General features: G+C 73.4%; 24 protein-coding genes. 6 read left to right on the top strand and 18 right to left on the bottom strand.

The annotated features are described in order from the left end of the window. Positions 1-1337 (bottom strand): uracil-xanthine permease family protein (locus Q0444_RS11435; protein ID WP_299023277.1); only part of this gene is annotated, 1337 nt, incomplete at its 3' end. Positions 1338-1414: 77 nt separating this feature from the next. On the opposite strand from Q0444_RS11435, the gene glp reads away from it, so the two are divergent. After that, a complete protein-coding gene (glp, locus tag Q0444_RS11430) occupies positions 1415-2668 on the top strand; it encodes a gephyrin-like molybdotransferase Glp (protein WP_291080969.1) in 1254 nt (417 codons plus the stop codon). A 24-nt stretch (positions 2669-2692) separates the two neighbouring features. Here the strand turns inward: glp and Q0444_RS11425 are convergent, their stop codons facing one another. Both Q0444_RS11425 and Q0444_RS11420 read right to left on the bottom strand, forming a co-directional pair. Continuing rightward, complete coding sequence (locus Q0444_RS11425) at positions 2693-3346, bottom strand: TenA family protein (protein ID WP_299023279.1); 654 nt, start codon at positions 3344-3346, stop codon at positions 2693-2695. Next, positions 3346-4449: an NADH:flavin oxidoreductase/NADH oxidase gene (locus Q0444_RS11420; protein ID WP_299023276.1), complete on the bottom strand. Its 1104-nt coding sequence runs from the start codon at positions 4447-4449 to the stop codon at positions 3346-3348. The genes Q0444_RS11425 and Q0444_RS11420 overlap by 1 nt, the downstream gene beginning before the upstream one ends. 61 nt (positions 4450-4510) lie before the next feature. Here Q0444_RS11420 and moaCB point away from each other — a divergent pair, with 61 nt between their 5' ends. Both moaCB and Q0444_RS11410 read left to right on the top strand, forming a co-directional pair. Continuing rightward, a complete protein-coding gene (moaCB, locus tag Q0444_RS11415) occupies positions 4511-5530 on the top strand; it encodes a bifunctional molybdenum cofactor biosynthesis protein MoaC/MoaB (protein ID WP_299023275.1) in 1020 nt (339 codons plus the stop codon). A 48-nt stretch (positions 5531-5578) separates the two neighbouring features. Beyond that, a complete protein-coding gene (locus Q0444_RS11410; protein WP_299023274.1) occupies positions 5579-6052 on the top strand; it encodes a molybdenum cofactor biosynthesis protein MoaE in 474 nt (157 codons plus the stop codon). 4 nt (positions 6053-6056) lie between these two features. On the opposite strand, the gene Q0444_RS11405 is transcribed toward Q0444_RS11410, so the two are convergent. Continuing rightward, on the bottom strand, positions 6057-7541 hold the full coding sequence (locus Q0444_RS11405) for an HNH endonuclease signature motif containing protein (protein ID WP_299023273.1): 1485 nt from the start codon (positions 7539-7541) through the stop codon (positions 6057-6059). A gap of 101 nt (positions 7542-7642) precedes the next feature. Further along, entirely contained in the window at positions 7643-8272 is a 630-nt protein-coding gene (locus Q0444_RS11400) for a nucleosidase (RefSeq protein ID WP_299023272.1), read from the bottom strand. 41 nt (positions 8273-8313) lie between these two features. On the opposite strand from Q0444_RS11400, the gene Q0444_RS11395 reads away from it, so the two are divergent. Further along, positions 8314-8679: a YrdB family protein gene (locus Q0444_RS11395; protein ID WP_291080959.1), complete on the top strand. Its 366-nt coding sequence runs from the start codon at positions 8314-8316 to the stop codon at positions 8677-8679. On the opposite strand, the gene thpR is transcribed toward Q0444_RS11395, so the two are convergent. The 8 genes from thpR to Q0444_RS11355 all read right to left on the bottom strand — a co-directional run bounded on the left by thpR (position 8646) and on the right by Q0444_RS11355 (position 13705). Next, a complete protein-coding gene (thpR, locus tag Q0444_RS11390) occupies positions 8646-9230 on the bottom strand; it encodes an RNA 2',3'-cyclic phosphodiesterase (protein ID WP_299023271.1) in 585 nt (194 codons plus the stop codon). The two genes, Q0444_RS11395 and thpR, sit on opposite strands and share 34 nt — an antisense overlap. A gap of 11 nt (positions 9231-9241) precedes the next feature. Next, positions 9242-9634: a CrcB family protein gene (locus tag Q0444_RS11385; protein ID WP_291080955.1), complete on the bottom strand. Its 393-nt coding sequence runs from the start codon at positions 9632-9634 to the stop codon at positions 9242-9244. After that, on the bottom strand, positions 9631-10071 hold the full coding sequence (locus Q0444_RS11380; protein WP_291080953.1) for a CrcB family protein: 441 nt from the start codon (positions 10069-10071) through the stop codon (positions 9631-9633). Before Q0444_RS11380 ends, Q0444_RS11385 begins: the two co-directional genes overlap by 4 nt. After that, entirely contained in the window at positions 10068-10889 is an 822-nt protein-coding gene (locus Q0444_RS11375; RefSeq protein WP_299023270.1) for a maleylpyruvate isomerase family mycothiol-dependent enzyme, read from the bottom strand. The genes Q0444_RS11380 and Q0444_RS11375 overlap by 4 nt, the downstream gene beginning before the upstream one ends. Further along, on the bottom strand, positions 10886-11749 hold the full coding sequence (locus tag Q0444_RS11370; RefSeq protein ID WP_299023269.1) for an acyl-CoA thioesterase domain-containing protein: 864 nt from the start codon (positions 11747-11749) through the stop codon (positions 10886-10888). The genes Q0444_RS11375 and Q0444_RS11370 overlap by 4 nt, the downstream gene beginning before the upstream one ends. Before the next feature lie 4 nt (positions 11750-11753). Beyond that, positions 11754-12383 (bottom strand): TetR/AcrR family transcriptional regulator, encoded by a 630-nt coding sequence (locus Q0444_RS11365; RefSeq protein ID WP_299023268.1) that lies wholly within the window; start codon positions 12381-12383, stop codon positions 11754-11756. Positions 12384-12508: 125 nt separating this feature from the next. Further along, entirely contained in the window at positions 12509-12847 is a 339-nt protein-coding gene (locus Q0444_RS11360; RefSeq protein ID WP_299023267.1) for an Lsr2 family protein, read from the bottom strand. Positions 12848-12970: 123 nt separating this feature from the next. Next, positions 12971-13705 (bottom strand): sirohydrochlorin chelatase, encoded by a 735-nt coding sequence (locus Q0444_RS11355; protein ID WP_299023266.1) that lies wholly within the window; start codon positions 13703-13705, stop codon positions 12971-12973. Between the two features lie 103 nt (positions 13706-13808). Here Q0444_RS11355 and Q0444_RS11350 point away from each other — a divergent pair, with 103 nt between their 5' ends. Further along, the gene (locus tag Q0444_RS11350; RefSeq protein ID WP_299023265.1) at positions 13809-14552 is read left to right on the top strand and encodes a 1-acyl-sn-glycerol-3-phosphate acyltransferase; all 744 of its coding nucleotides are present in this window, start codon (positions 13809-13811) and stop codon (positions 14550-14552) included. Between the two features lies 1 nt (position 14553). On the opposite strand, the gene Q0444_RS11345 is transcribed toward Q0444_RS11350, so the two are convergent. The 4 genes from Q0444_RS11345 to Q0444_RS11330 form a co-directional block, all read right to left on the bottom strand. Further along, positions 14554-15411 (bottom strand): NAD(P)-dependent oxidoreductase, encoded by an 858-nt coding sequence (locus Q0444_RS11345; RefSeq protein WP_299023264.1) that lies wholly within the window; start codon positions 15409-15411, stop codon positions 14554-14556. Next, complete coding sequence (locus Q0444_RS11340) at positions 15408-16190, bottom strand: phosphoadenylyl-sulfate reductase (protein WP_291081515.1); 783 nt, start codon at positions 16188-16190, stop codon at positions 15408-15410. Before Q0444_RS11340 ends, Q0444_RS11345 begins: the two co-directional genes overlap by 4 nt. Further along, positions 16187-17881 (bottom strand): nitrite/sulfite reductase, encoded by a 1695-nt coding sequence (locus Q0444_RS11335; RefSeq protein ID WP_291081514.1) that lies wholly within the window; start codon positions 17879-17881, stop codon positions 16187-16189. The genes Q0444_RS11340 and Q0444_RS11335 overlap by 4 nt, the downstream gene beginning before the upstream one ends. Before the next feature lie 119 nt (positions 17882-18000). Beyond that, positions 18001-18177, bottom strand: a complete 177-nt coding sequence (locus tag Q0444_RS11330) for a hypothetical protein (protein ID WP_291081513.1) — start codon at positions 18175-18177, stop codon at positions 18001-18003. Positions 18178-18408: 231 nt separating this feature from the next. Between Q0444_RS11330 and Q0444_RS11325 the strand changes: the two genes are divergently transcribed. Beyond that, positions 18409-18555, top strand: a complete 147-nt coding sequence (locus Q0444_RS11325) for a hypothetical protein (protein WP_291081512.1) — start codon at positions 18409-18411, stop codon at positions 18553-18555. A gap of 40 nt (positions 18556-18595) precedes the next feature. On the opposite strand, the gene Q0444_RS11320 is transcribed toward Q0444_RS11325, so the two are convergent. After that, positions 18596-19486: a patatin family protein gene (locus Q0444_RS11320; RefSeq protein ID WP_291081511.1), complete on the bottom strand. Its 891-nt coding sequence runs from the start codon at positions 19484-19486 to the stop codon at positions 18596-18598. Positions 19487-19514 lie beyond the last annotated feature (28 nt).

The following is a 19514-nucleotide window of genomic DNA, read 5'->3' as shown; positions in this document are numbered from 1 at the left end:
TGCGGCGCGATCGCCCGGCCCAGGTGGTAGCCGAGCACCACCACCAGCGTGCCCAGCGCGATGCCACCGAGCTGGAACTCGTCGGTGATGTGCAGCGTCGTGTCGCCCACCGCGATCACGACGCCCGCCGCGACCGGCACCAGGTTCAGCGGATTACCGAAATCGACCCGGTTCTCCTTCCAGATCTTGGCGCCGAGCAGCCCGATCATGCCGTAGAGCACCACGGTGATCCCGCCCAGAACGCCGCCAGGCGTCGCGGAGATGACGGCGCCGAGCTTGGGCGAGCAGCCGAGCAGGATCGCGGTGACGGCGGCCACCACATACGCGGCCGTGGAGTACACCTTGGTCGCGGCCATCACTCCGATGTTCTCGGCGTACGTCGTCGTCGCCGACCCGCCGAACGAGGTCGCCAGCACCGTCCCCGCACCGTCGGCGGCCAACGCGCGCCCCATCAGCCCGTCGGTCTCGGTGCGGGTGATCTCGCCGATCGCCTTGACGTGCCCGGCGTTCTCGGCGATGAGCGCGATGATCCCCGGCACGATGAGCAGCACGAACGCCAGCGAGAAGTCGGGCGCGTGGATGCCCACCACGCCGGCGGCCTCATCCGTCATGGGCGGCAGCCCGATCCACGCGGCCTCCGCGACACCCGACCAGTCGACGCGCAGGTGCTCGGTGACCTCGCCGGCTCCGGCGCTGAACGAGGTGATGGGCCCGCCGACCAGGTCGAGCACCCACGACAGGACGTAGCCGAAGACCAGGGCGAGGAAGATCGCGATCCGCCCGGCGAACCCCCTGAGCCCCACCGTCATTCCGATGAGCACCACCATCACCGCCAGCGCGACCCACTGGTCCTGCGGCCAGTACGTGTCGGCCACCACGGGCGCGAGGTTGAAGCCGAGCAGCATCACGACCGCGCCCGTGACCACCGGCGGGAGGACCGCGGTGACCACCCGGCCGCCCACCACGTGGACGAGCAGGCCCACCACGAACAGCGCCGCGCCGGCGACGAGCATCGCGCCGGTCACCTCGGCGCTCGTGCCGCCCTGGGCGCGGATCGCCGCGACCGCCCCGACAAAGGCCACGGAGGTGCCGAGGTAGCTGGGGACCTGCCCCTTGACCACGGCCAGGAACAGGAGGGTGCACACGCCCGAGAAGAGGATCGCGAGCTGCGGGTTGAGCCCCATGATGATCGGGAAGACGAACGTCGCCCCGAACATCGACACCACGTGCTGCGCGCCGATCCCGATGGTCCGCGGCCAGGTCAGCCGCTCCATGGGGGCCACAACCTCCCCGGGCCTGACGTTCTTGCCGTCGCCGTGTACCGACCAGAGACCCACTACTGCCCCACTCTCGCTGCGTCCGCCCGTCCGCCGCGCGGGCCGTAGGCACAGTACAACGCGGTTACCGTGGGGCCATGTCCTCCCCGCCCGACCAGCCGACCCGCCCGTCCCCCGCCGAGTACCGGGGGCTGCTGCGCGCGCACCTGTCGCCGGTGCTCGACCGCGGCGCGCAGAGCACCCACCTCCCGCTCGCGGCGTGCGCGGACTCGGTGCTGGCGCGGGACCTGCGCGCGTCGGTCGACCTGCCCCTGTTCGTGAACTCGCAGATGGACGGCTACGCGGTGCGGTCGGCGGACGTCGCCGGGGCGGGGCCCGACTCGCCGGCGCGGCTCACCGTGGTGGGGGCCGTGCACGCCGGCCAGGGGCCGGGGCCGGGGGTCGACGACGACGAGGCCTGCAAGATCATGACCGGGGCGCCGCTGCCCGAGGGGGCGGACTGTGTGGTCCCCGTGGAGGACACCTCCGTCGAGGAGTCCGTCGGCCCGGACGGCCGAGCCGCGACGGTCCTGGTCCACGCGCCGCGGTCGCCGGGGGAGTTCGTCCGCCGGCCGGGCGACGACGTCCGGGCCGGCGACGTGGTGCTCCCCGCCGGGACGCGGCTGGCCGCACGACACATGGCGGCGGCGGCCTCCCTCGGCGAGTCGGGCCTCGACGTGCGGCCGCGGCCCCGGGTCGGGGTGGTGGCCACCGGCTCCGAACTCGTCGCGCCGGGCCGCCCGCTGGAGCCCGGCCAGATCTGGGAGTCCAACTCGATCACGCTCGCCGCCGCGCTCAGGGCCTGCGGCTGCGAGGTCACCCGGACCCTCACCTGCGGCGACGACCGCGCGGAGTTCACGGCGACCCTGGACGAGGCCGCCGGCGACGCGGATCTCGTGGTGACCGTCGGGGCCGTGTCGATGGGCGACGCGGAGGTGGTGCGCCAGGTGCTGGCCGCCCGGGAGGGCGCCCGCTTCGCCCCGATCGCCATGCAACCCGGCGGGCCGCAGGGCCTGGCGACGTGGGGCGACACCCCCGTCGTGTGCCTGCCCGGCAACCCGGTGAGCGCCCTGGTGTCCTTCGTGGTTCTGCTGCGGCCGGTGGTCCTCGAGGCCGTGGGCCGGGCGCCGATCCGTCCCGCCAGGGCCCGCCTGTCCCGTGACGTCACCTCCCCCGCGGGGCGGGTGCAGTACCTCCGGGCGACGCTGGCCCCGGACGGCACCGCGGACCCCGTCTCGGGCCCGGGCTCTCACCTCGTGGCGTCGATGGCCCGCGCGGACGTCCTGATCGAGATCCCCGCCGAGGTCACGTTCCTGCCCGCCGGTGCCGGGGTCGAGGTGCTCGCGCTGTAGGCGGGCGGACTGGGTTCCTGACCCTCAGCCCACGCTGTCGAGCGCCTGCTGCCAGAAGTCGCTCTCCAGCCGGGTGGCCGTGCGGAACACCTCGGTGAGTTGGTCGAGCCGGCGATCGCTGAGCCCCCCGGCCGCCAGCCGGTCGAGCTGATCGATCGCGGCGCGGGAGGCGGCGGTGAACTCCTCGCCCGAATACTCTGCGATCCACTCGCGGTAGGGGTGGTCCCCGCTGAGCCCGGGCTGCAACCGCGCGCCGATCTCGGCGTAGCCGATCGTGCAGGGCGCCAGCGCGACGTGCAGGTCGAGCAGGTCGCCTGACATCCCGCAGTCCAGCACATAGCGGGTGTAGGCCACGGTGGCCTGCTTCTCCGGCGCGGCCTCGAGCTGGGCGCGCGGGATGCCCCAGCGCTCGGTCAGCCGCAGGTGCAGCTCGGTCTCGGCGAGGATCGCCCCGGTCGCGGCGTGCGCGGCGGTGATGTCGGCCAGGGTGCGGCTCTTGAACGCCGCGAGGGCGGTGGCGCGCGCGAACTGCACGAGGAAGTGGAAGTCCTGCACCAGGTAGGCCTGGAACACCGCCGTCGGCAGGGTCCCCCGCCCGAGCTGCTCCACGAACTCGTGCTCGGTGTAGTCCACCCACTCGGGGCGGCAGCGGTCCTTCAGGCTCTCGAACAGGCCCATCACGCCCACTTCCCCCGCGTGTACTGGGGCGGGTACGGGGCCTGCCGCCAGTCCAGTCCGAGCTCGGCGGCCGCGCGCTGCGGCCACGCGGGCTCGCGCAGCGCGACGCGCCCCAGGAACACGACGTCCGCGCGGCCGTCGACCAACAACTGCTCGGCGTAGGCCGGGTCGCTGATCAGGCCCACGGCGCTGACCAACAGGGTGCCGGCCAGCACCGCCCCGGACGCCCGGACCTCCTCGGTGAGCGGCACCTGGTACCCCTGCTCGAGCGGCACCGGCGGCCGGTCGGGCGTGTTGGCGGCGGACGAGACGTCCACCAGGTCGACACCGTGCTCGGCGAGCCTGCCCGCCAGCCAGCGGGAGTCCTCCGGCGTCCACCCGCCGGGCACCCAGTCGGTCGCCGAGATGCGCACGAACAGGGGCTTGCCTTCCGGCCAGACCCCGCGGACCGCGTCGCAGACCTCCAGCAGCAGCCGCGCCCGGTTCTCCCGGGAGCCGCCGTACGCGTCCGCCCGCTCGTTGGACAGGGGCGAGAGGAACTCGTGGAGGAGGTACCCGTGAGCGGCGTGGATCTCCACCACGTCGAACCCGGCCTCGTCGGCGCGGCGGGCGGCGTCGGCGAACGCGGCCACCACGCCGCCGATGCCCTCCGCGTCCAGCGCCTCGGGCGTGGCCATGTCCCCGAACGGGACGGCCGACGGCGCGACGGTGGCCCACCCACCCTCCTCCGGCGGCATCGACCCGACGGGGTGGCCCGGCCACGCCCGGTACGCCGACGCCTTGCGTCCGGCGTGGGCCAGCTGGATCCCGATGGCCGCACCCTGTGAGTGCGCGAAGTCCACGATCGGGGCCCACGCGTCGCGCTGGGCGTCGTTCCACAGGCCGGCGTCCTCGGGACTGATGCGCCCCTCCGGCACCACGGCCGACGCCTCGGCGAGGATGAGCCCGAACCCGCCCTGCGCCCGCGCGCCCAGGTGCACGAGGTGCCACGGCGTGGGGACCCCGTCGCGGGCCTCGCACGAGTACTGGCACATGGGCGAGAGCCAGGCCCGATTACGGATCTCGAGGTCGCGGATGCGGATCGGGTCGAAGAGGTGCGCCATACCCGCGATTAAACCCTGCACACCCCGGGGACCGCCCACGCGGCCGACTAGCGTGGACACCATGGACGACGCGCACCCGACCAGCGAGCCGCAGCTCACCCACCTCGACACCGAGGGCCGGGTCCGGATGGTCGACGTGGGCGACAAGGCCGTCACCACCCGGACCGCCACCGCCGAGGGGATCTTCCGCACCCGCCCGGACGTGGTCCGCAGGGTCGCGGGCGACGCGCTCGGCAAGGCGGACGTGCTGGCCACCGCCCGCCTCGCCGGGATCGGGGCAGCCAAGAAGACCTCCGAGCTCATCCCGCTCTGCCACCAGATCCCGCTGGACTCGGTCAAGGTGCGCTTCGACCCGGACGAACCGGCCGGCGAGATCCGGGTGTCGGCCACGGCGAGGACGACCGGTCGCACCGGGGTGGAGATGGAGGCGCTCACCGCGGTCTCGGTGGCGGGGTTGACCTTGCACGACATGGTCAAGGCGGTCGACCCCCTGGCCACCATGGACGGGGTCCGCCTGGCCGCCAAGACCGGGGGGAAGCGCGGCGACTGGACGCGCGGGTCGGACGACCCGGGCGCTCTCGCGCAGCCGGAGCCCGCGGTGCTCGATCCGGGCCGCAGCGCCGTCGTCGTCGTCTCCTCCACCGCCGCCGCCCACGGTCGCCGCGAGGACACCACCGGCCCCGCCATCGAGGGCTGGTTCCTCGAGCGCGGCTTCTCCCCCGTCGAGGTCCACGTTGTGGCCGACGCCGGCATCGCCGCGGCCGTCACCGAGCATATCCGCCGCTCCCCGGCCGTCCTGCTCACCACCGGCGGGACGGGCGTCGCCCCGGACGACCGCACCCCCGAGGCCACCGCGCCGCACCTCGAGCTGGAGCTGCCCGGGGTGGCCGAGGCCATCCGCGCACGGGGGCTGACCGCGACCCCCACCGCCGCGATGAGCCGTGGCCTGGCGGGCTTCGCCGGACGTACCCTTGTGGTGAACCTCTCGGGTTCGGGGGGCGGGGTGCGCGACGGCCTGGCGGTCCTCGACGGGCTGCTGGACCACCTGCTCGACGTCCACGCCCACGGCGGTGGCCACTAGCGGCCCGCGCCTGCCGCCCGGGGCAGTCAGCGCGAGGAGGAACCGATCATGACAGTCCGCAGTCCGCTCGTGCAGATCACCGAGTCCGCGATCGACGCCCGAGACGTCGAGAGGGCCGTCTGGAGCGCCTCCGACGGGGCGATGGTCACGTTCAGCGGCGTGGTGCGCGACCACGACGGCGGCCGTGACGTCCTGGACATCGAGTACTCGGCCCACCCCACGGCCCGCGACGTGCTGGAACGCCTCGCCGGCGAGGTGGCCACCGAGCACATGTCGCGGACACGCGCGACCGGGGAGCCGCTCGACCCGATGCGTACCGTGCGCCTGGCCGCCGTCCACCGCGTGGGCGTGCTGCCGGTCGGCGAGACGGCGGTGGTCGTGGTGGCCGTGGCGCCGCACCGGGCCAAGGCGTTTGCCGCCTGCGCCGATTTCATCGACCGGATCAAACAGGGCGTCCCCATCTGGAAGCGTCAGCGCTTCACCGACGGGGTCGCGGAATGGGTGGGCGTCGGCGACTGCTGACGCCTCACGCGGGGCGGCCACGGGGTCTGCGCCTGTCCGCGCCCGGCGGATTGGTCAGCAGCCCGTCGTCGCCGATGAGACGGTCCGCGAACTCGTCCCACTCGCGTTCCCGGATGTCGTCCCGGGCCCTCGCCAGGGGGCCTCTCGGCCGGGTGCGGTGTTCGTGCCCGGTGTCGGTGGTGATGACCAGGTCGCCGAGGGGACCGAGACGGTAGGCGTTGGTGCCGAACGTCTTCTCCCGATGATGCTTGCGGCACAGGCACATCAGGTTCCATTCGGCGGTCGGGCCGCCGAGCTCGGGATCGGTTCTGTTGAACGCGATCACATGATCCACGTCGCAGTCCCGGGCGGCCACCGAGCACCCGGGGTGACGGCAGGTTCCGTCGCGCAGCCTGATCCTCTCGGCCATCGCCGGAGTGATCACGTAGCGGAGGGCGTGTTCCGGGGAATCCAGGGCACCGGGAGCGGGGTCGAGGAGCTCGAAGCGCACACTCGCGTCGTCGCCCTCCAACAGCTCCCGACAGAGCCATTCGAAGCTGCTGTACGTGCCGTGGACGAACTCGACGCGGTTGGGCAGTCCCCGCGACGCGGCGGCGATCACGCTGATGCGGATGGGCTGCCCGGCCGCTGCGGCGTTGCCCACCGTGGGCCGCGGCAGGTCCGCCCCGAGCGCCACGTCCCCGAGTTCGATGCCGTCGACATCGACTCCGTCCCCGCCGGCACGGTTCGTCGCAGACGCCCGTCCCGCGGGGGCGTAGACCGCCAGCGCGGCCAGGGCGTCGGCACGGAGCTGGTCCATGGTCCCGGTCAGCCCGTCCCGGGATGCGGCGGTGGCGTCGGTCTCGATCCGGCTCCGCAGCAGTTCGGCATCGGTGGCGGAGAGCTTGGCCCACATGGTGGCCATCCCGTTCCGCGCGCGGCGGAACCGGACCGTGCGGGCCTCGGCGGCCGCGGCCTCCGACTCGTCCGCCGTCGCGGGATCGTGGCGCCGGACGGAGTCGTCGATCAGCGAGTCCACCGCGGGGCGACCGGGCCGGTCCCCTCCGGCCAGGTCCTCGGCGATACGCGCCATCACGTCGTCCTCGACGTCGGTCACGATCGAGTCGGGAACATCGGCGAGACGACACGCGATGTCGACGGCCAACTGCTCGGGCACCAGCCCGCGGTCCACCGTCGAGCGCAGGCGGGGCAGGCGGCGGTGGATCTGGACCCCGGCCGTGACCAACCGCGCGGCGTGCCAACACGTGAGCTGACAGGCCGACGCCAGGTGATCGCGAGCCCTGGCCTGCGGATCCAGCCGCGCGTACGCCGGCCTCGAGTCCGCCTGATCGAGCCGGGCGTACTGCTCGACCAGGACGTGGGCCGCCTCCAGCCGCGTGGCCCCGGCCCGGTTCTGCGCGAGCGTCGCGGCCCGCGCGGCCTCGCTGACCACCTTGATGTCGACCATGCCGAGGGGCTCGGGAACGGCGAACAGCACTCTCGTCGTCATCGTCGTCGCCCCTCTCCATCCCCGGCCCTAGTCGAACTTTCATTCGATCCTACCCCTCCGACCGCGGTGGCACAAGTGTTCGATCGAGTCGGCCCCGCCGCTCAGCCCAGCCGGGTGCCGACCCACTCGGCCAGCACGCGGGAGAACGCGTCCACGCTCTCCACCCACGTGGAGCTGGCGACCTCGTCGGCCGTGTCGGACACGTGCTTGACCAGCCGCGTGGGCACGCCGAGCGCCGCCCCCGCCGCCGCCACGGCATATCCCTCCATGTCCACCAGGTCCGCGATCGACGCGAGGCGATCGCGCAGCGGCCCGCCGGCCACGAACCTGTCGCCGGACGCGAGCACCGGGGCCGTCGGACCGCCGGGCGCGGACGGCAGCACGTACCTCGGCTCCGGCATGACCGCCCGGACCGGCGACAGGGCGAGCGGAGGACCGTCGTGGCGGCCGGTGACGGCGTGGAGGGCGGGGTCGTCGAAGTCGTGCTGGAACACCATCGCGATCTCGTGCGTGCCCGCCATCCCCGGGTGCAGCCCCCCGGCGGTGCCCACGTTGACGAGCTCGCGCGGCCGGACCCCGCCCCCGAGCGCGTGCGCGACGGCCATCGCCGCGCGCACCTTGCCCACGCCGGTGACCAGGACGGGAAAATCGGTGACGAAGTGCCGTGCCTCCTGTTCGAGGGCGACGACGACGAGGGGGTGTGCCAGATCGACCGTTCCGAGGAGTTCCACGGCCCACACGGTAGCCGCCGCTGCTCGGTACCCTCCACCGTGTGCTCAGGAATCCGGTCGTCTACTGGGGGGTCGCCTCCTTCGCGTTCGCGTGCGAGTTGGCGCTCGCCGTGGGACTCGGCGTGGTGGCGTGGCGCCTCGCCCACCCCTCCGGCGTGACGATCGGGATCGTGGCGGCGGTGCTGGTGCCGACCGCCTTCATCGGGTTGTGGGCGGTGTTCATGTCGCCGAAGGCCCCGCGTCGGCTGCCGGCGTGGCCGCGCGCGACGATCGCCGGTGTCGCGTGCGTGGCGGTGGGTTCCGGACTGGTCGCGGTGGGGCTGCACGTGCCCGGGATCGCGCTGATCGTGTCCGGCCCGCTGCTGTCGGCGGGTCAGGTCGCCATGGGGTCCGGCCACCCCGACTGACCGCTCCCTCCCAGCGGGAGCCGCGCCACCACCTCGTGGCGTGCGCGCCCGCGCGGGCCCTCGCCGAGGAAGGACTCGACCAGCACGATCTCCGAGACCGTCCATTCGCTGCCGGCGAAGGTGCCCAGGACGCGAAGCCACGAGGTCGCGTCGTCACGGCCGCGCAGGCGCGCGAGGGTGAGGTGGGGCCGGAAGCGGGCGCCGTCCGGGCGGCAGCCGGCGGCGTTGGCGGCCGAGCGCGTCCCGGCCGCGAGTGCGTCCAGAGCCCCGGCGGCCCGGGCGCCCTCGACCCCCGCCCACAGGACCCTGGCCCGCTCGACCGAGGGGAACGCCCCGGCCCCGGCCAGGCGCAGCCGGAACGGCTCGTGCCGGCGGGCGACCGAGGAGAGCCGCTCGACCAACCCGTCGATGCGCCACTCGTCGACGCTCGGACAGAACGTCAGGGTGAGGTGCCACTGCGAGGGGTCGGTCCACGCCAGGCCCGGCCTCGGCTCGAGGAACCGCTCGAGCTCGTCCCGCGCCGCCTCCGGGGGGAGCACGGCCACGAACATCCGGTGTCCCATCACGCCGTGGCCCACACCGACCCGAGCCACAACCCCGCCAGGGCGGCCGCGATCGTCGCGAGCATCGTCCCGCCCCCGTACGCCAGGGCCGTCCCGCGATGACCGGATCGGGCGAGGCGGACCGTGTCGACGCTCGCCGTGCTGAACGTGGTGTACCCGCCCAGCACACCCGTGCCCACCAGGGCCATGGTCGTCGGGCCCGACGCGAGTCCGACGAGCAGACCCAGAACGAGTGACCCCGTGAGGTTGACGAGGAACGTCCCCAGCGGGAAGGTCCGCCGCCACCGTGACGACACCGCCGTGTCGACCGCATACCGCGCGGCCGCGCCCAGGCCGCCGCCCACCGCGGCCCAGCCGATCAGTGCGGCGCCGCCCAGCTGCGCCGCGCTCACGGCGCCGCCCCGCTCCGGCCGGACCCCGCCGCGGCAACACCCGCCGCCGCATTACCTGCCACCGCAACACCTGCCACCGTGGCCAGCGCCCCCGCCACGAGCGTGAGCAGCGCGTACGCGGCTGCGGTCACCGGCGCCGACCCCTGCACGAGCTCGGCTCCGTGCACCGCCACCGCCGAGTAGGTGGTGAACCCCCCGCAGAAGCCGGTCCCGAGGAGCAACCGGACGGCTCGTCGTCGTCGTTCGACGCCGGGGTCCCCACCCCCGGCCGCCCATTCCGCCAGCGCGCCGAACAGGAACGCGCCCACCACGTTGACCAGCAGCGTCGCCGCGGCGCTCGACCCGGGCAGGGCGAGCACCACCGCCGCACGGGACGCCGACCCGGCGGCCCCGCCGGTCGCGACCAGCAGCAGCGCCGTGGAGAGGTGCGGCCTCACGCCGAGAGCCCGGCCTCCAGCGCGGCGTCGAGGCCGGCGCGGTCACCGGCGATCTCGAGCCCGGCGGCGTCGGCGCGCACCCGGCCCCACAGGAGCAGCGCGAGGGTCTCCGGCGGCCCGACCACCTCGACCTCGGGGGCGCCGTCCCCGCCCGGCAGCACCCACTCGAGGACTCCGGGATCCGACGCGCCCACCGGCTCGGCGCCGGTCGCCAGACCCTCGGGAGCCTGGAGGACGGCCCGCAGGCGGATCGTCACGGGGAGCGGGGGCCTGGCGGCGGACGTGAGCGGGTACATCGCGGTGCAGAACTCGTCGACGGTGTCCACGGCCACGTCCTCCGGCAGGGGCGTGGTGGCGGCGGGGCCGCCCAGCGCGTGCTCGAGGTCCCAGCGGTGGATCGCGGTCTCGTGGAGCTGACGGCGTAGCCAGTAGTCGGCCCGTCCCGGCCCGGCGAAGGTCCAGGCGGGGGCGTCGGGGGCGGTGTCGGTGTAGGACCGGATCGCCTCGGCCGCCAGCCCCGCGTACCAGTCGGCGAGCGCGGACACCCCCTCGCCGATCGGCGGGGCCGACTCCATCACCCCGCGCATGCCCCGCGCCCGCGCCTCCGGGTTGCCCTCGCGGACGTTCGCGCCGCCCCACCAGTTGGCGGTCCCCAGGTGGACGACCAGATCGTGCACGGTCCAGCCCGGGCAGGACCCGACGCCAGCGGCCGGGTCCACGACCCCGGGGTCACCGCCACCGGCCAGCGCGAAGCGCACCAGTCCCGCCTGCGCCTCGACCGCGTCGAGCATCCGCTCCCTGGTCAATCTGCCGCTCATACTCGCGTCGCCTCCTCAGATGGGCCGAGCGATCCGCCGCCGTCGCCGGCCCGGCGCGCACCGAAGTCGATCTGCCGCCCCGCGTTGGACACGGCCACCACGGTACCGGTCCCGAACATGCCGTCGCGGTCGAACAGCGTGGCCGTTCCCACCGCCACGCCGGCCTCGCTGATGTGCTCGTCGGCCTCGATCCCGATGTCGCCGGACCGGGGCAGCCGGGCCAGGGCCACGGTGAGGTCGGCGTTGATGAAGCCGATCCCCTCGTCCCCCCAGTGGGTCATGAGGCTGGAGGACTCGGCCAGCGTCACCGCCCGCTGGAACGGGGTCGCGGCCTCGCCGACCACCACGTCGAGCGGGTGGATCCAGAACCGCTTGCGCTGGTCGTTCTGGTGCAGGCCCATGTCCCGGCTCCACGACTCCACGGAGTCTCCGCTGCCGAAGAACACATTTTTTCCGGGTGCCGCCTCGGCGGGGTCCGCGGCGGCGGGGGGCGCGACCTGCCGGCCCGACCGCCACACCCGCCCGGGCGGCTGCTCCCCGCGGCGCAGTTGCACGAGCGTGGCGCGCGCGACGGGTTCGCCGCCCTGGAGGAGCCGCACGTCGGCCACCCGGATGCGGTTGCCCGCCCGGACCTCCTCCGTCACCGCGACCAGCGGCTCGAACCGGACCGGTGCGAAGAGGTCCACGGTCAGCCGCGCCGGCTGGAAGCCCTCGGCTCCGTGCCCGGACTCGAGCGCACGGGCGGCCGCCACCACCACCGCCGGCCCGTTGACCATGGTCTCCGACCAGGCGCTCCGCGCATACCTGGTGGGGTTGTACGCCCCCGAGCCGTCGAGGGTGAAGAACGCGCGATCGCTCACCGGATCAGCCCGCCGTCCCGGTCGAGGAAGCCGCGGTGGGTCCGTCGGCCGCCCAGGACCGCAGTACCGCCGCGAGCTGGGTCTCGAAGTACTGCTCGGCGCTCGGCGACCCGCGCCACGCGCTCAGTTCGAGGGACACCACGCCGTGCAGCGAGGCCCAGATCGACGTCGCGGTCTCGTGGACGTCCGAGGACCGGAACGCTCCCTCGTCCACCAGGGCGTCGACGATCTCCAGCAGCGGCTCCCGCCAGCGCGGGTCACCTGACCCGGGCCCCGTCCGCGGCGAACGGGTCGGCTCCCCCACCACCAGTGCGTAGAGCCCCTCGTTCTCGAGCGCCCACCGCCTGTAGGCGCGGCAGAGGGAGCGCATGTCGGTCTCGAGGCTGTCGTGCCGCAACGCGCCCCTCAGGGTGGCGGCCAGGCTCCGGTCCGCCTCCACCGCGACCGCGGCCAACAGGCCCGACTTTCCGCCGAACATCGTGTAGATCGCCGTGGTGGAGGTGCCCTGCGAGGCGGCCAGCGGCCGCAGACCGAGCTTCTCCGGGACCGCGTCCCGGAGCCTGCGCGTGGCCTCCTCGAGAATCCCCTGCCGCAGGGCCTCGTCGTATTGGGCGTGTGTCGGGGTTCGGGTCACCCGGGCAGGGTACGACGACGGCGTGACGATCCCGTGATAGCACCGTGGCGTGTCCGCAGAACGGGCGACCGCGCAGGCCCCGGACCTCCCGTGACGGTGTTCTCGAGGGCCCGACGACCGCTCCGTCAGTTGGCGGCGGTGTAGGCCTCGATCACGTCGGCCGGGATGCGTCCACGATCGGAGACCTCGAAGCCGTTCTCGCGGGCCCATTCGCGAATGGCCTTGGTATCACCCGAGGACGCCTTGGACGCGGCCTTGCGGGCGGGCTTGGGCCTGCCGCCGGACTGGCGGTGACCTGCCTTGATATACGGGGCCATGACCTCGCGGAATGCCTCTGCATTCTCGTCGCTGAGATCGATCGAGTATTCCTTGCCCTCAAGCGCGAACGAGATGGAATTGGCCTCGCTGCCGAGATCCGTTCCATCGAGGTCGTCGATGTACTGAACCTGGAATTGCTGTGCCATTGGTTCTCCTTGATCAATGCCGGCTGTCTACCGTGGAGATATTATGCACCACAATTCCCGATAAGTGCACGCGCGGCTTATCGAGTGATTGTCGTTAATGTTTTCAGCGTTACTAATCCAGGATTAGTCCGGGCAATTCTCCCCGTATAGACGGACGATCAGATCGACGATCTCCGGGTGCGCGCCGAGCGGCGGCGTGGTCACGTCCGCGCCCGCGTCGGCGAGCCGGTCGGCGAAGAACCCCGGCGCCAGCACGTGGCTCGCGACCGCGATCCGCCGGTGGCCGTCCGCTCGGAACCCGGCGACGGCCTCGGCGACGGTCGGGGTCGCGGCGGAGGCGAAGGCGGCGGCCACCGGCACCCGGAGCAGCCGGGTGAGCGTGTCCGCGAGCGCGCGGGTCTCCGCCCGGGAGGACTCGTCCCGGCTCCCCGCCGCCCCCAGGACCACCGCGTCGGCGGCGTACGCCCCCACCGCCCCGGCCTCGGCCAGTCGCTGGACCAGGGCCCGCACCACCTCCGGCTCGGCGCCCAGGTGCGGGGTGAGCGCGACCGGGCCGGGTGCGCCCCTGCACGCCCCGGCCACGTCGTGGGTGACGTGGTACCCGCGGGCGAGGAAGGCGGGGACCACGACGGTCGGCGCACCGTCGGCGAGGATCCGGTCCGGGCCCGGAGACTGCACGTCCACCCAGGCGAGCCGGCACACCACCCCGTCGAGCCGCTTGCGCACCTCCAGCAGGAGCCGCCCGAGCTCCCGGCGGCCCGCGGAGGACCTGGTCCCGTGCGCCACCAGGAGGAGGCGGGGCCGCCGCCCCGTCGGCCCGGTGGTCGCGGAGCTCGCCGCGGTCCCGCTCGTCGTCATGCCCCGAGCATGCCGCAATCCGGGTGCATCACCGCCGCCGCTCGGCGAGACTGGGGGGATGAACGCAGGCGGCAGGCGGGGTCCGGCGCGGCCAGAGGTGACCGTGAGCAACTACGAGGCCGTCTACGACTTCTACGGGCCGGGCCGCCGCCGCGACGGGTTCACCCACCCCCTGCTCGCGTTTGTCGGCGCGCTGTACGCCCCCGAGCTGAGGATCGACCCGCGGACCGTGGCCGAGCTGCACCGCCTCCACGACGCCGGGGTGGGCATCATCGTGGCCGCCAACCATCCGTCCAAGCACGACCCGTTCGTGCTCTCCTCGGGGGTGTTCGACAAGCGGGTGCGGTTCCTCGCCGGCGGCACCGGCCTGACCAAGGACCCCCTCTTCCGCGGCCCGCTCCGCCCGGTGTTCGAGTACACGGGGACGGTCCCGGTGTTCCGGGCCAAGAACTACGAGGGCACCGCCCGGGAGGTGCACGACGCGGCGGCGGCCCGGCTCATCGGCGTGTGCGTGGACCGGCTGCTCTCCGGGGGCGTGGTGCTGACGTTCGTGGAGGGCACCAACTCCTCGGCGGACGACCTGCGCACGCTCCGGCTCGAGTCGGTGAAGAAGGGCGTGGGCCAGATGGTCCGCGGGGTCCGCGAGAAGGGCGGCCGGGTGGCGGTCCTGCCGGTGGGCATCGTCTACCACGGGCGGGAGCACGCCAGGACGCCGCCGCGTCACCCGGCGGTGGCCGCCGGCCCGCCCATCCTGTGGGAGGGGCCCGGGGCGGCGCCGTCCATCGACGAGGTCCGGCGCGCGGTCCGCGACGGGATCGGCGAGGCCCTCACCCGGGCCTGGGGGTGAGTCAGGCGCCGCCCTCGATCACGCCGGGGATCACCTCGAAGCGCACCCCCACGCCGTCGAGGTGACGGGACTCGGCGGCCAGATCCGCCGCCCCGGCGATCCGCACCACGCCGTGACCGGAGGCGAACCGGGCGGCCACCAGGCGCGCGACCCGATCGGCGGGCAGGTCCGTCCCGACCTCGAGCACCTCGACGTCGTCGTCGAGCTCGGCCAGGAGCCCCGGATCGGGCGCGCCGTCCACCACCAGCACGTCCGCGGCGTGGACGAGGCGCCGGGCTCGCACGGTGAGGAGGTCGCCGTCGTCGCCGCGGCCGCCCACCAGGGCCACCCAGCCGGCATCCGGGCGGCGCCGCGCGCGCAGGCCCGCGGGCGCGGTGGCCAGGGAGCGCGCGACGTGCCGGCCGACCCGCACGGAGCGGCGTGGATCGCCGGAGTCCACGGCGATGCGCACGAGCCCGGCCGGCGTCGCGACCGCCGTGCGCGCGGGGACCCGGGCCGATCCGAGCGCGGCGTCGCCGGCGGTCACGCACCAGATCCGGCGCTGCTCGCACAGCGCGGCCACCCGGGTGTCCACGACGGGGTCGCCGGTGGCGACGTGCACCATCCAGGGCGTGTCCAGGTCGGCGGGGGTGAAGTGCCGGGCGACGACGACGAGCCGGTCACCCGCCCGCGCGGCGAGGTCGGCCATCGCCGGGTCGACACGGGGGGCCACCACCCGGACCGTGGCGCCGGCGTCGAGGAAGGTCCCCGCCCGGCGGGCCGAGACGGGCCCGGCGCCCACGACCAGCACCTCGCGGCCGGCCAGGCCCACGGTCAGCGGGAGGCCGTCCAGCGTCGGGGCGGCGAGGGCGGCTGTCACAGGTGGATGCCGCACTCGGTCTTGGACGACCCCGCCCAGCGACCGGAGCGCGGATCCGCCCCGGCCTCCACGCGCCGGGTGCACGGCTCGCAGCCGATCGACGGGAAGCCGTCGTCCAGCAGCGGGTTGAGCAGGCAGCCGTGCTCGGCGGCGTACGCGTGGACCCGGTCCAGGGTCCAGGCCACCAGCGGGTTGATCTTGATCATGGAGTGCTTGGCGTCCCACTCGACGATCGCGGCGCCGGCGCGGTGGTCGGTGTCGACCCGGCGCAGGCCGGTGATCCACGCCTCGTACCCGGAGAGCGCGGCGTCGAGCGGCTCCACCTTGCGCAGTCGGCAGCAGAGCTCGGGGTCGGTCTCGAACGGGCGCGGGCCGAGCGCGGCCTCGTGCTGGGAGCGGCTGGCCGGGCTGCCCACGTCCACCACGGTGAGCCCGGGCGTCGACGCGAGCGCGTCGCGGACGCCGACCGTCTCGGAGAAGTGGTAGCCGGTGTCGAGGAACAGCACGTCCACGCCGGGGGCGTACCGCGCGGTCATCTCCGGGACCACCGTGTTGGCCATGGAGCAGGCCACTGCCAGGGAGTCCCCGAAGGTCTCCCCGGCCCAGGCCAGGACCTCGCCGGGGTCGATCTCCCCGTGGTGGCCGTAGAGGCCGCGGTCGTCGAAGCGGCGGGCCGCGTCGTGGGCGATCGCCTCGAGCTCCTCGGCGGTCCGGCGCCGGCCTGGTCCGGGGGTGAGGACCGTGCTGCGGGGCAGGAGTTCCAGTCCGACCGCGGTCATACCAGGACCTCCTCGTCCACCCTGTGCGCCCACTCGGCAAAGGTCTCGCCGTTCTCACCGGTCTCCACGTACGTGCGGATCACCCGCTCCACGTAGTCGGGGAGCTCGGTGGACGGCACGCGCAGCCCGCGGACCGTGCGTCCCAGGCCGCCGGACTCCTGGTCCTGCGAGGCCAGCCCGCCGCCCAGGTGGACCTGGAAGCCCGGGGTGTCGCCGTCGAGCAGCTGACCCTTGAGGCCGATGTCCGCGGTCTGGATGCGGGCACAGCTGTTGGGGCAGCCGTTGAGGTGGATGGACAGCGGCGTGCGCAGCGGGGCGTCGTCGGCGAAGCGCCGCTCGAGCTCGCCGATCAGCGCGGTGGCGGTGTCCTTGGTGTCCACAAACGCGAGCTTGCAGAACTCGATGCCGGTGCACGCCATGGTGGCGCGGCGGAACGAGCTGGGCCGGGCGTGCAGCCCGATCGCGGCCAGCCCGTCGACCAGCTGGTCGACCTTCCCCGGCTCCACGTCCAGGACGATGAGCTTCTGGTGCGGGGTGAACCGGACCCGGCGGGAGCCCGCGGCCTCCGCCAGGTCGGCGACCCGCGCCAGCTTCTCGCCGCCCACGCGACCCACGGTCGGCGCGGCTCCCACGTAGTAGCGGCCGTCCTTCTGCTCGTAGACGCCCACGTGATCGGCCGACCCCACGCCCCGCTCGGGCGCGGGGCCGTCCGGGAGCTCCCGGCCCAGGTACTCGTCCTGGAGGACCTGGCGGAACTTCTCCGCGCCCCAGTCCTTGATGAGGAACTTGAGCCGCGCGCGGGTCCGCATCCGGCGGTAGCCGTAGTCGCGGAAGATGCCGATGACCGCGGCCCACACCTCGGAGGCCTCGGACTGGCGGACGAACACGCCAATGCGGGTGGCCAACTGCGGGTTGGTGGACAGGCCGCCGCCCACCCAGAGGTCGTAGCCCGGGCCGAGCTCGGGGTGCTCGACGCCGACCAGCGAGATGTCGTTGATCTCGTGCACCACGTCCAGGCTGGGGTGCCCGGTGATGGCGGACTTGAACTTGCGCGGCAGGTTGGAGAACTCCGGCGTGCCGATGTATTTGGCCTTGATCTCCTCGATCACCGGGGTCGGGTCGAGGATCTCCGACCGGGCCACGCCGGCCACCGGGCTGCCGAGGATCACCCGGGGACAGTCGCCGCAGGCCTCCACCGTGTCGATCCCCGACTCCTCGAGACGACGCCAGACCTCGGGCACGTCCTCGATCGCGATCCAGTGGTACTGGATGTTCTGCCGGTCGGAGATGTCCGCGGTCCCCCGGGCGAAGTCGGTCGAGATGCCGGCGAGGACGCGGAGCTGGTCGGTGGTGACCGCCCCGCCGTCGGTGCGCACGCGCATCATGAAGTACTCGTCCTGCAACTCGTCGGCCTCGAGCTTGGAGGTCCGCGAGCCGTCCAACCCCTGCTTGCGCTGGGTGTACAGGCCCCACCAGCGCATCCGGCCCGAGAGGTCGTCGGGCGGGATGGAGGCGAACCCCTCCTTGGAGTAGGTGTCGAGGATCCGCTGGCGCACGTTGAGCGCGTCGTCGGAGAGCTTGAACTCCTCGTTGTGGTTCAGCGCGAGCTTGCCGTCGATCTTCCACTGCCCCTGCGGCTTGGCCGCGCGCGCGGGACGGGCGGGACGAGGGGCGGCTGCGATATCGGTCATGCTGGCGAGAATAGGTCAGAACAGACCGGTCTGTCTAACAGGGGCGGTCTCGCCCGGACCGACGCCGACGGCCGCCTCCCCGGAGGGGGAGGCGGCCGTTGGCGGTTCGTCCGGGCGACTCAGACCGGCATCGACGAGCCCAGATCCCCGGCGACCCCGAACACGAGCTGCCAGACCACCTGGACGACATGGAACGGGAGGAAACTGAGCGTGTCGACGATCGTCGACCCCGTGTCCTGGACCAGGCTGCCGGCCGCTTCCATCGACGAGCCGGCGAGTTCCGCGATGCTACCCATAACTACTGACTCCTCTTGGAGCGGTTGTGGTGGACCCACCGGTTGGGCCTGCAGACGCTCCGACACGGGTTTAGGCGTTTCCTCACCGAGACGGAACCCTCCTGCGCATGAGGCTCACGGTTCCCTGAGCGACCCGCTCGGACGCGTTCGGGAGGTGGCGCACTTCCGGTGGGAGCCTTAGCGTTCGGGGTGTGGCCCACTCCGACGGGCCCCGACACGAAAGGACTCACCATGATCTCTGACTTCTGGTACGGCCTCTCCGCCGGCTCCGCCGACCTCGTCCCGAACGTCGGCTCGGCGGCCGTCGACGGCCTGCTCGGCCTGCCGGCCTACATCCTCAAGACCCTCGGCGGGGGCGCGGAGCTCTTCGGCTCCTGACAGCCGGTCGGATGCCCCGGTGGTTCGCCACCGGGGCATCTCACATCCCGCAGAAGTCGAGCCAGGTGTCGACCTCCCGCCGCGCCTGCTCCCTGCCCAGCACATAGGCCTCGGCCAGGCGGTCCACCCGGCGCTCGTAGCTGCGGATCATCACCCGCTCCGGACGGAACACCACCGCATCCCCCGACTCCTCCAGGGCCTCGATCTCGTCGAGGGTCTCGTTGTAGAGGGCCCAGCGGTGCTGCAGGGCCTCCCCCACCGCCGGGAACCGCCGGAAATAGGAGCGGTAGAACGGCGTGAGGCGCCGCGGGGGGATCTTCCGATACCCCCGGGGCTGCGTCAGCACCACCAGAAACCTCTCGTATCCGGCGTCCCGGGCCGCCGACAGCGGGATCCCGCCGTCACGCCCCAGGGCCCCGTCCACGTAGTACTCGCCGTCGATCAGCACCGGCGGCATCCACACCGGCATCGTCGACGACGACCTCACCATCCGCATCAGATCGGACATCGTCGAGGAGTCCTCCTCGGTCCAGTAGACCGTGGCGCCGTCCGAGCACCGGAACGTCCCGATCCTGGCCTGCGTGCCACTCGCGGCGTAGGTCTGGAAGTCGTACGGCAGCACCTGGTCGGGGAGCCCGGTCTGTTCGTAGATGTACTCCGCGTTGAACAATCCCTTCCCGCGGGCGAAGCTGCGCCAGTCACCGAAGTTGGGGTCCGCCGCGAGTTCGACGAAGCTCTTGCGGGCCCGGACGCTGTCGCGCGAGACGTAGTTGGCGAGGTGGGAGGCGCCGGCGGAGATCCCCGCCGCCAGTCCGGTGTGGATCCCCGCGTCGATCAGGGTCTCCACCACGCCGGCCGTGTGCACCGCGCGCATCCCTCCGCCCTCGAAGAGCAGGGCGACGTCGGGGGCGGTGGGCGCGAAATCGTTCACGCCTCCAAGGGTAGGTCGCCCGGCGTCG

Source organism: uncultured Dietzia sp. (assembly GCF_937873725.1).
Lineage (GTDB): Bacteria > Actinomycetota > Actinomycetes > Mycobacteriales > Mycobacteriaceae > Dietzia.
Note: the sequence above shows the minus strand (reverse complement) of the source record. Positions and strands in the feature narration are given on the sequence as shown.

Bases quoted from the DNA above. Each gene is read 5' to 3' on its own strand.
- glp (WP_291080969.1), top strand. From the start codon at position 1,415: ATGTCCTCCCCGCCCGACCAGCCGACCCGCCCGTCCCCCGCCGAGTAC.
- Q0444_RS11425 (WP_299023279.1), bottom strand. From the start codon at position 3,346: ATGGGCCTGTTCGAGAGCCTGAAGGACCGCTGCCGCCCCGAGTGGGTG.
- Q0444_RS11420 (WP_299023276.1), bottom strand. From the start codon at position 4,449: ATGGCGCACCTCTTCGACCCGATCCGCATCCGCGACCTCGAGATCCGT.
- moaCB (WP_299023275.1), top strand. From the start codon at position 4,511: ATGGACGACGCGCACCCGACCAGCGAGCCGCAGCTCACCCACCTCGAC.
- Q0444_RS11410 (WP_299023274.1), top strand. From the start codon at position 5,579: ATGACAGTCCGCAGTCCGCTCGTGCAGATCACCGAGTCCGCGATCGAC.
- Q0444_RS11405 (WP_299023273.1), bottom strand. From the start codon at position 7,541: ATGACGACGAGAGTGCTGTTCGCCGTTCCCGAGCCCCTCGGCATGGTC.
- thpR (WP_299023271.1), bottom strand. From the start codon at position 9,230: ATGTTCGTGGCCGTGCTCCCCCCGGAGGCGGCGCGGGACGAGCTCGAG.
- Q0444_RS11375 (WP_299023270.1), bottom strand. From the start codon at position 10,889: ATGAGCGGCAGATTGACCAGGGAGCGGATGCTCGACGCGGTCGAGGCG.
- Q0444_RS11360 (WP_299023267.1), bottom strand. From the start codon at position 12,847: ATGGCACAGCAATTCCAGGTTCAGTACATCGACGACCTCGATGGAACG.
- Q0444_RS11355 (WP_299023266.1), bottom strand. From the start codon at position 13,705: ATGACGACGAGCGGGACCGCGGCGAGCTCCGCGACCACCGGGCCGACG.
- Q0444_RS11340 (WP_291081515.1), bottom strand. From the start codon at position 16,190: ATGACCGCGGTCGGACTGGAACTCCTGCCCCGCAGCACGGTCCTCACC.
- Q0444_RS11335 (WP_291081514.1), bottom strand. From the start codon at position 17,881: ATGACCGATATCGCAGCCGCCCCTCGTCCCGCCCGTCCCGCGCGCGCG.
- Q0444_RS11330 (WP_291081513.1), bottom strand. From the start codon at position 18,177: ATGGGTAGCATCGCGGAACTCGCCGGCTCGTCGATGGAAGCGGCCGGC.
- Q0444_RS11325 (WP_291081512.1), top strand. From the start codon at position 18,409: ATGATCTCTGACTTCTGGTACGGCCTCTCCGCCGGCTCCGCCGACCTC.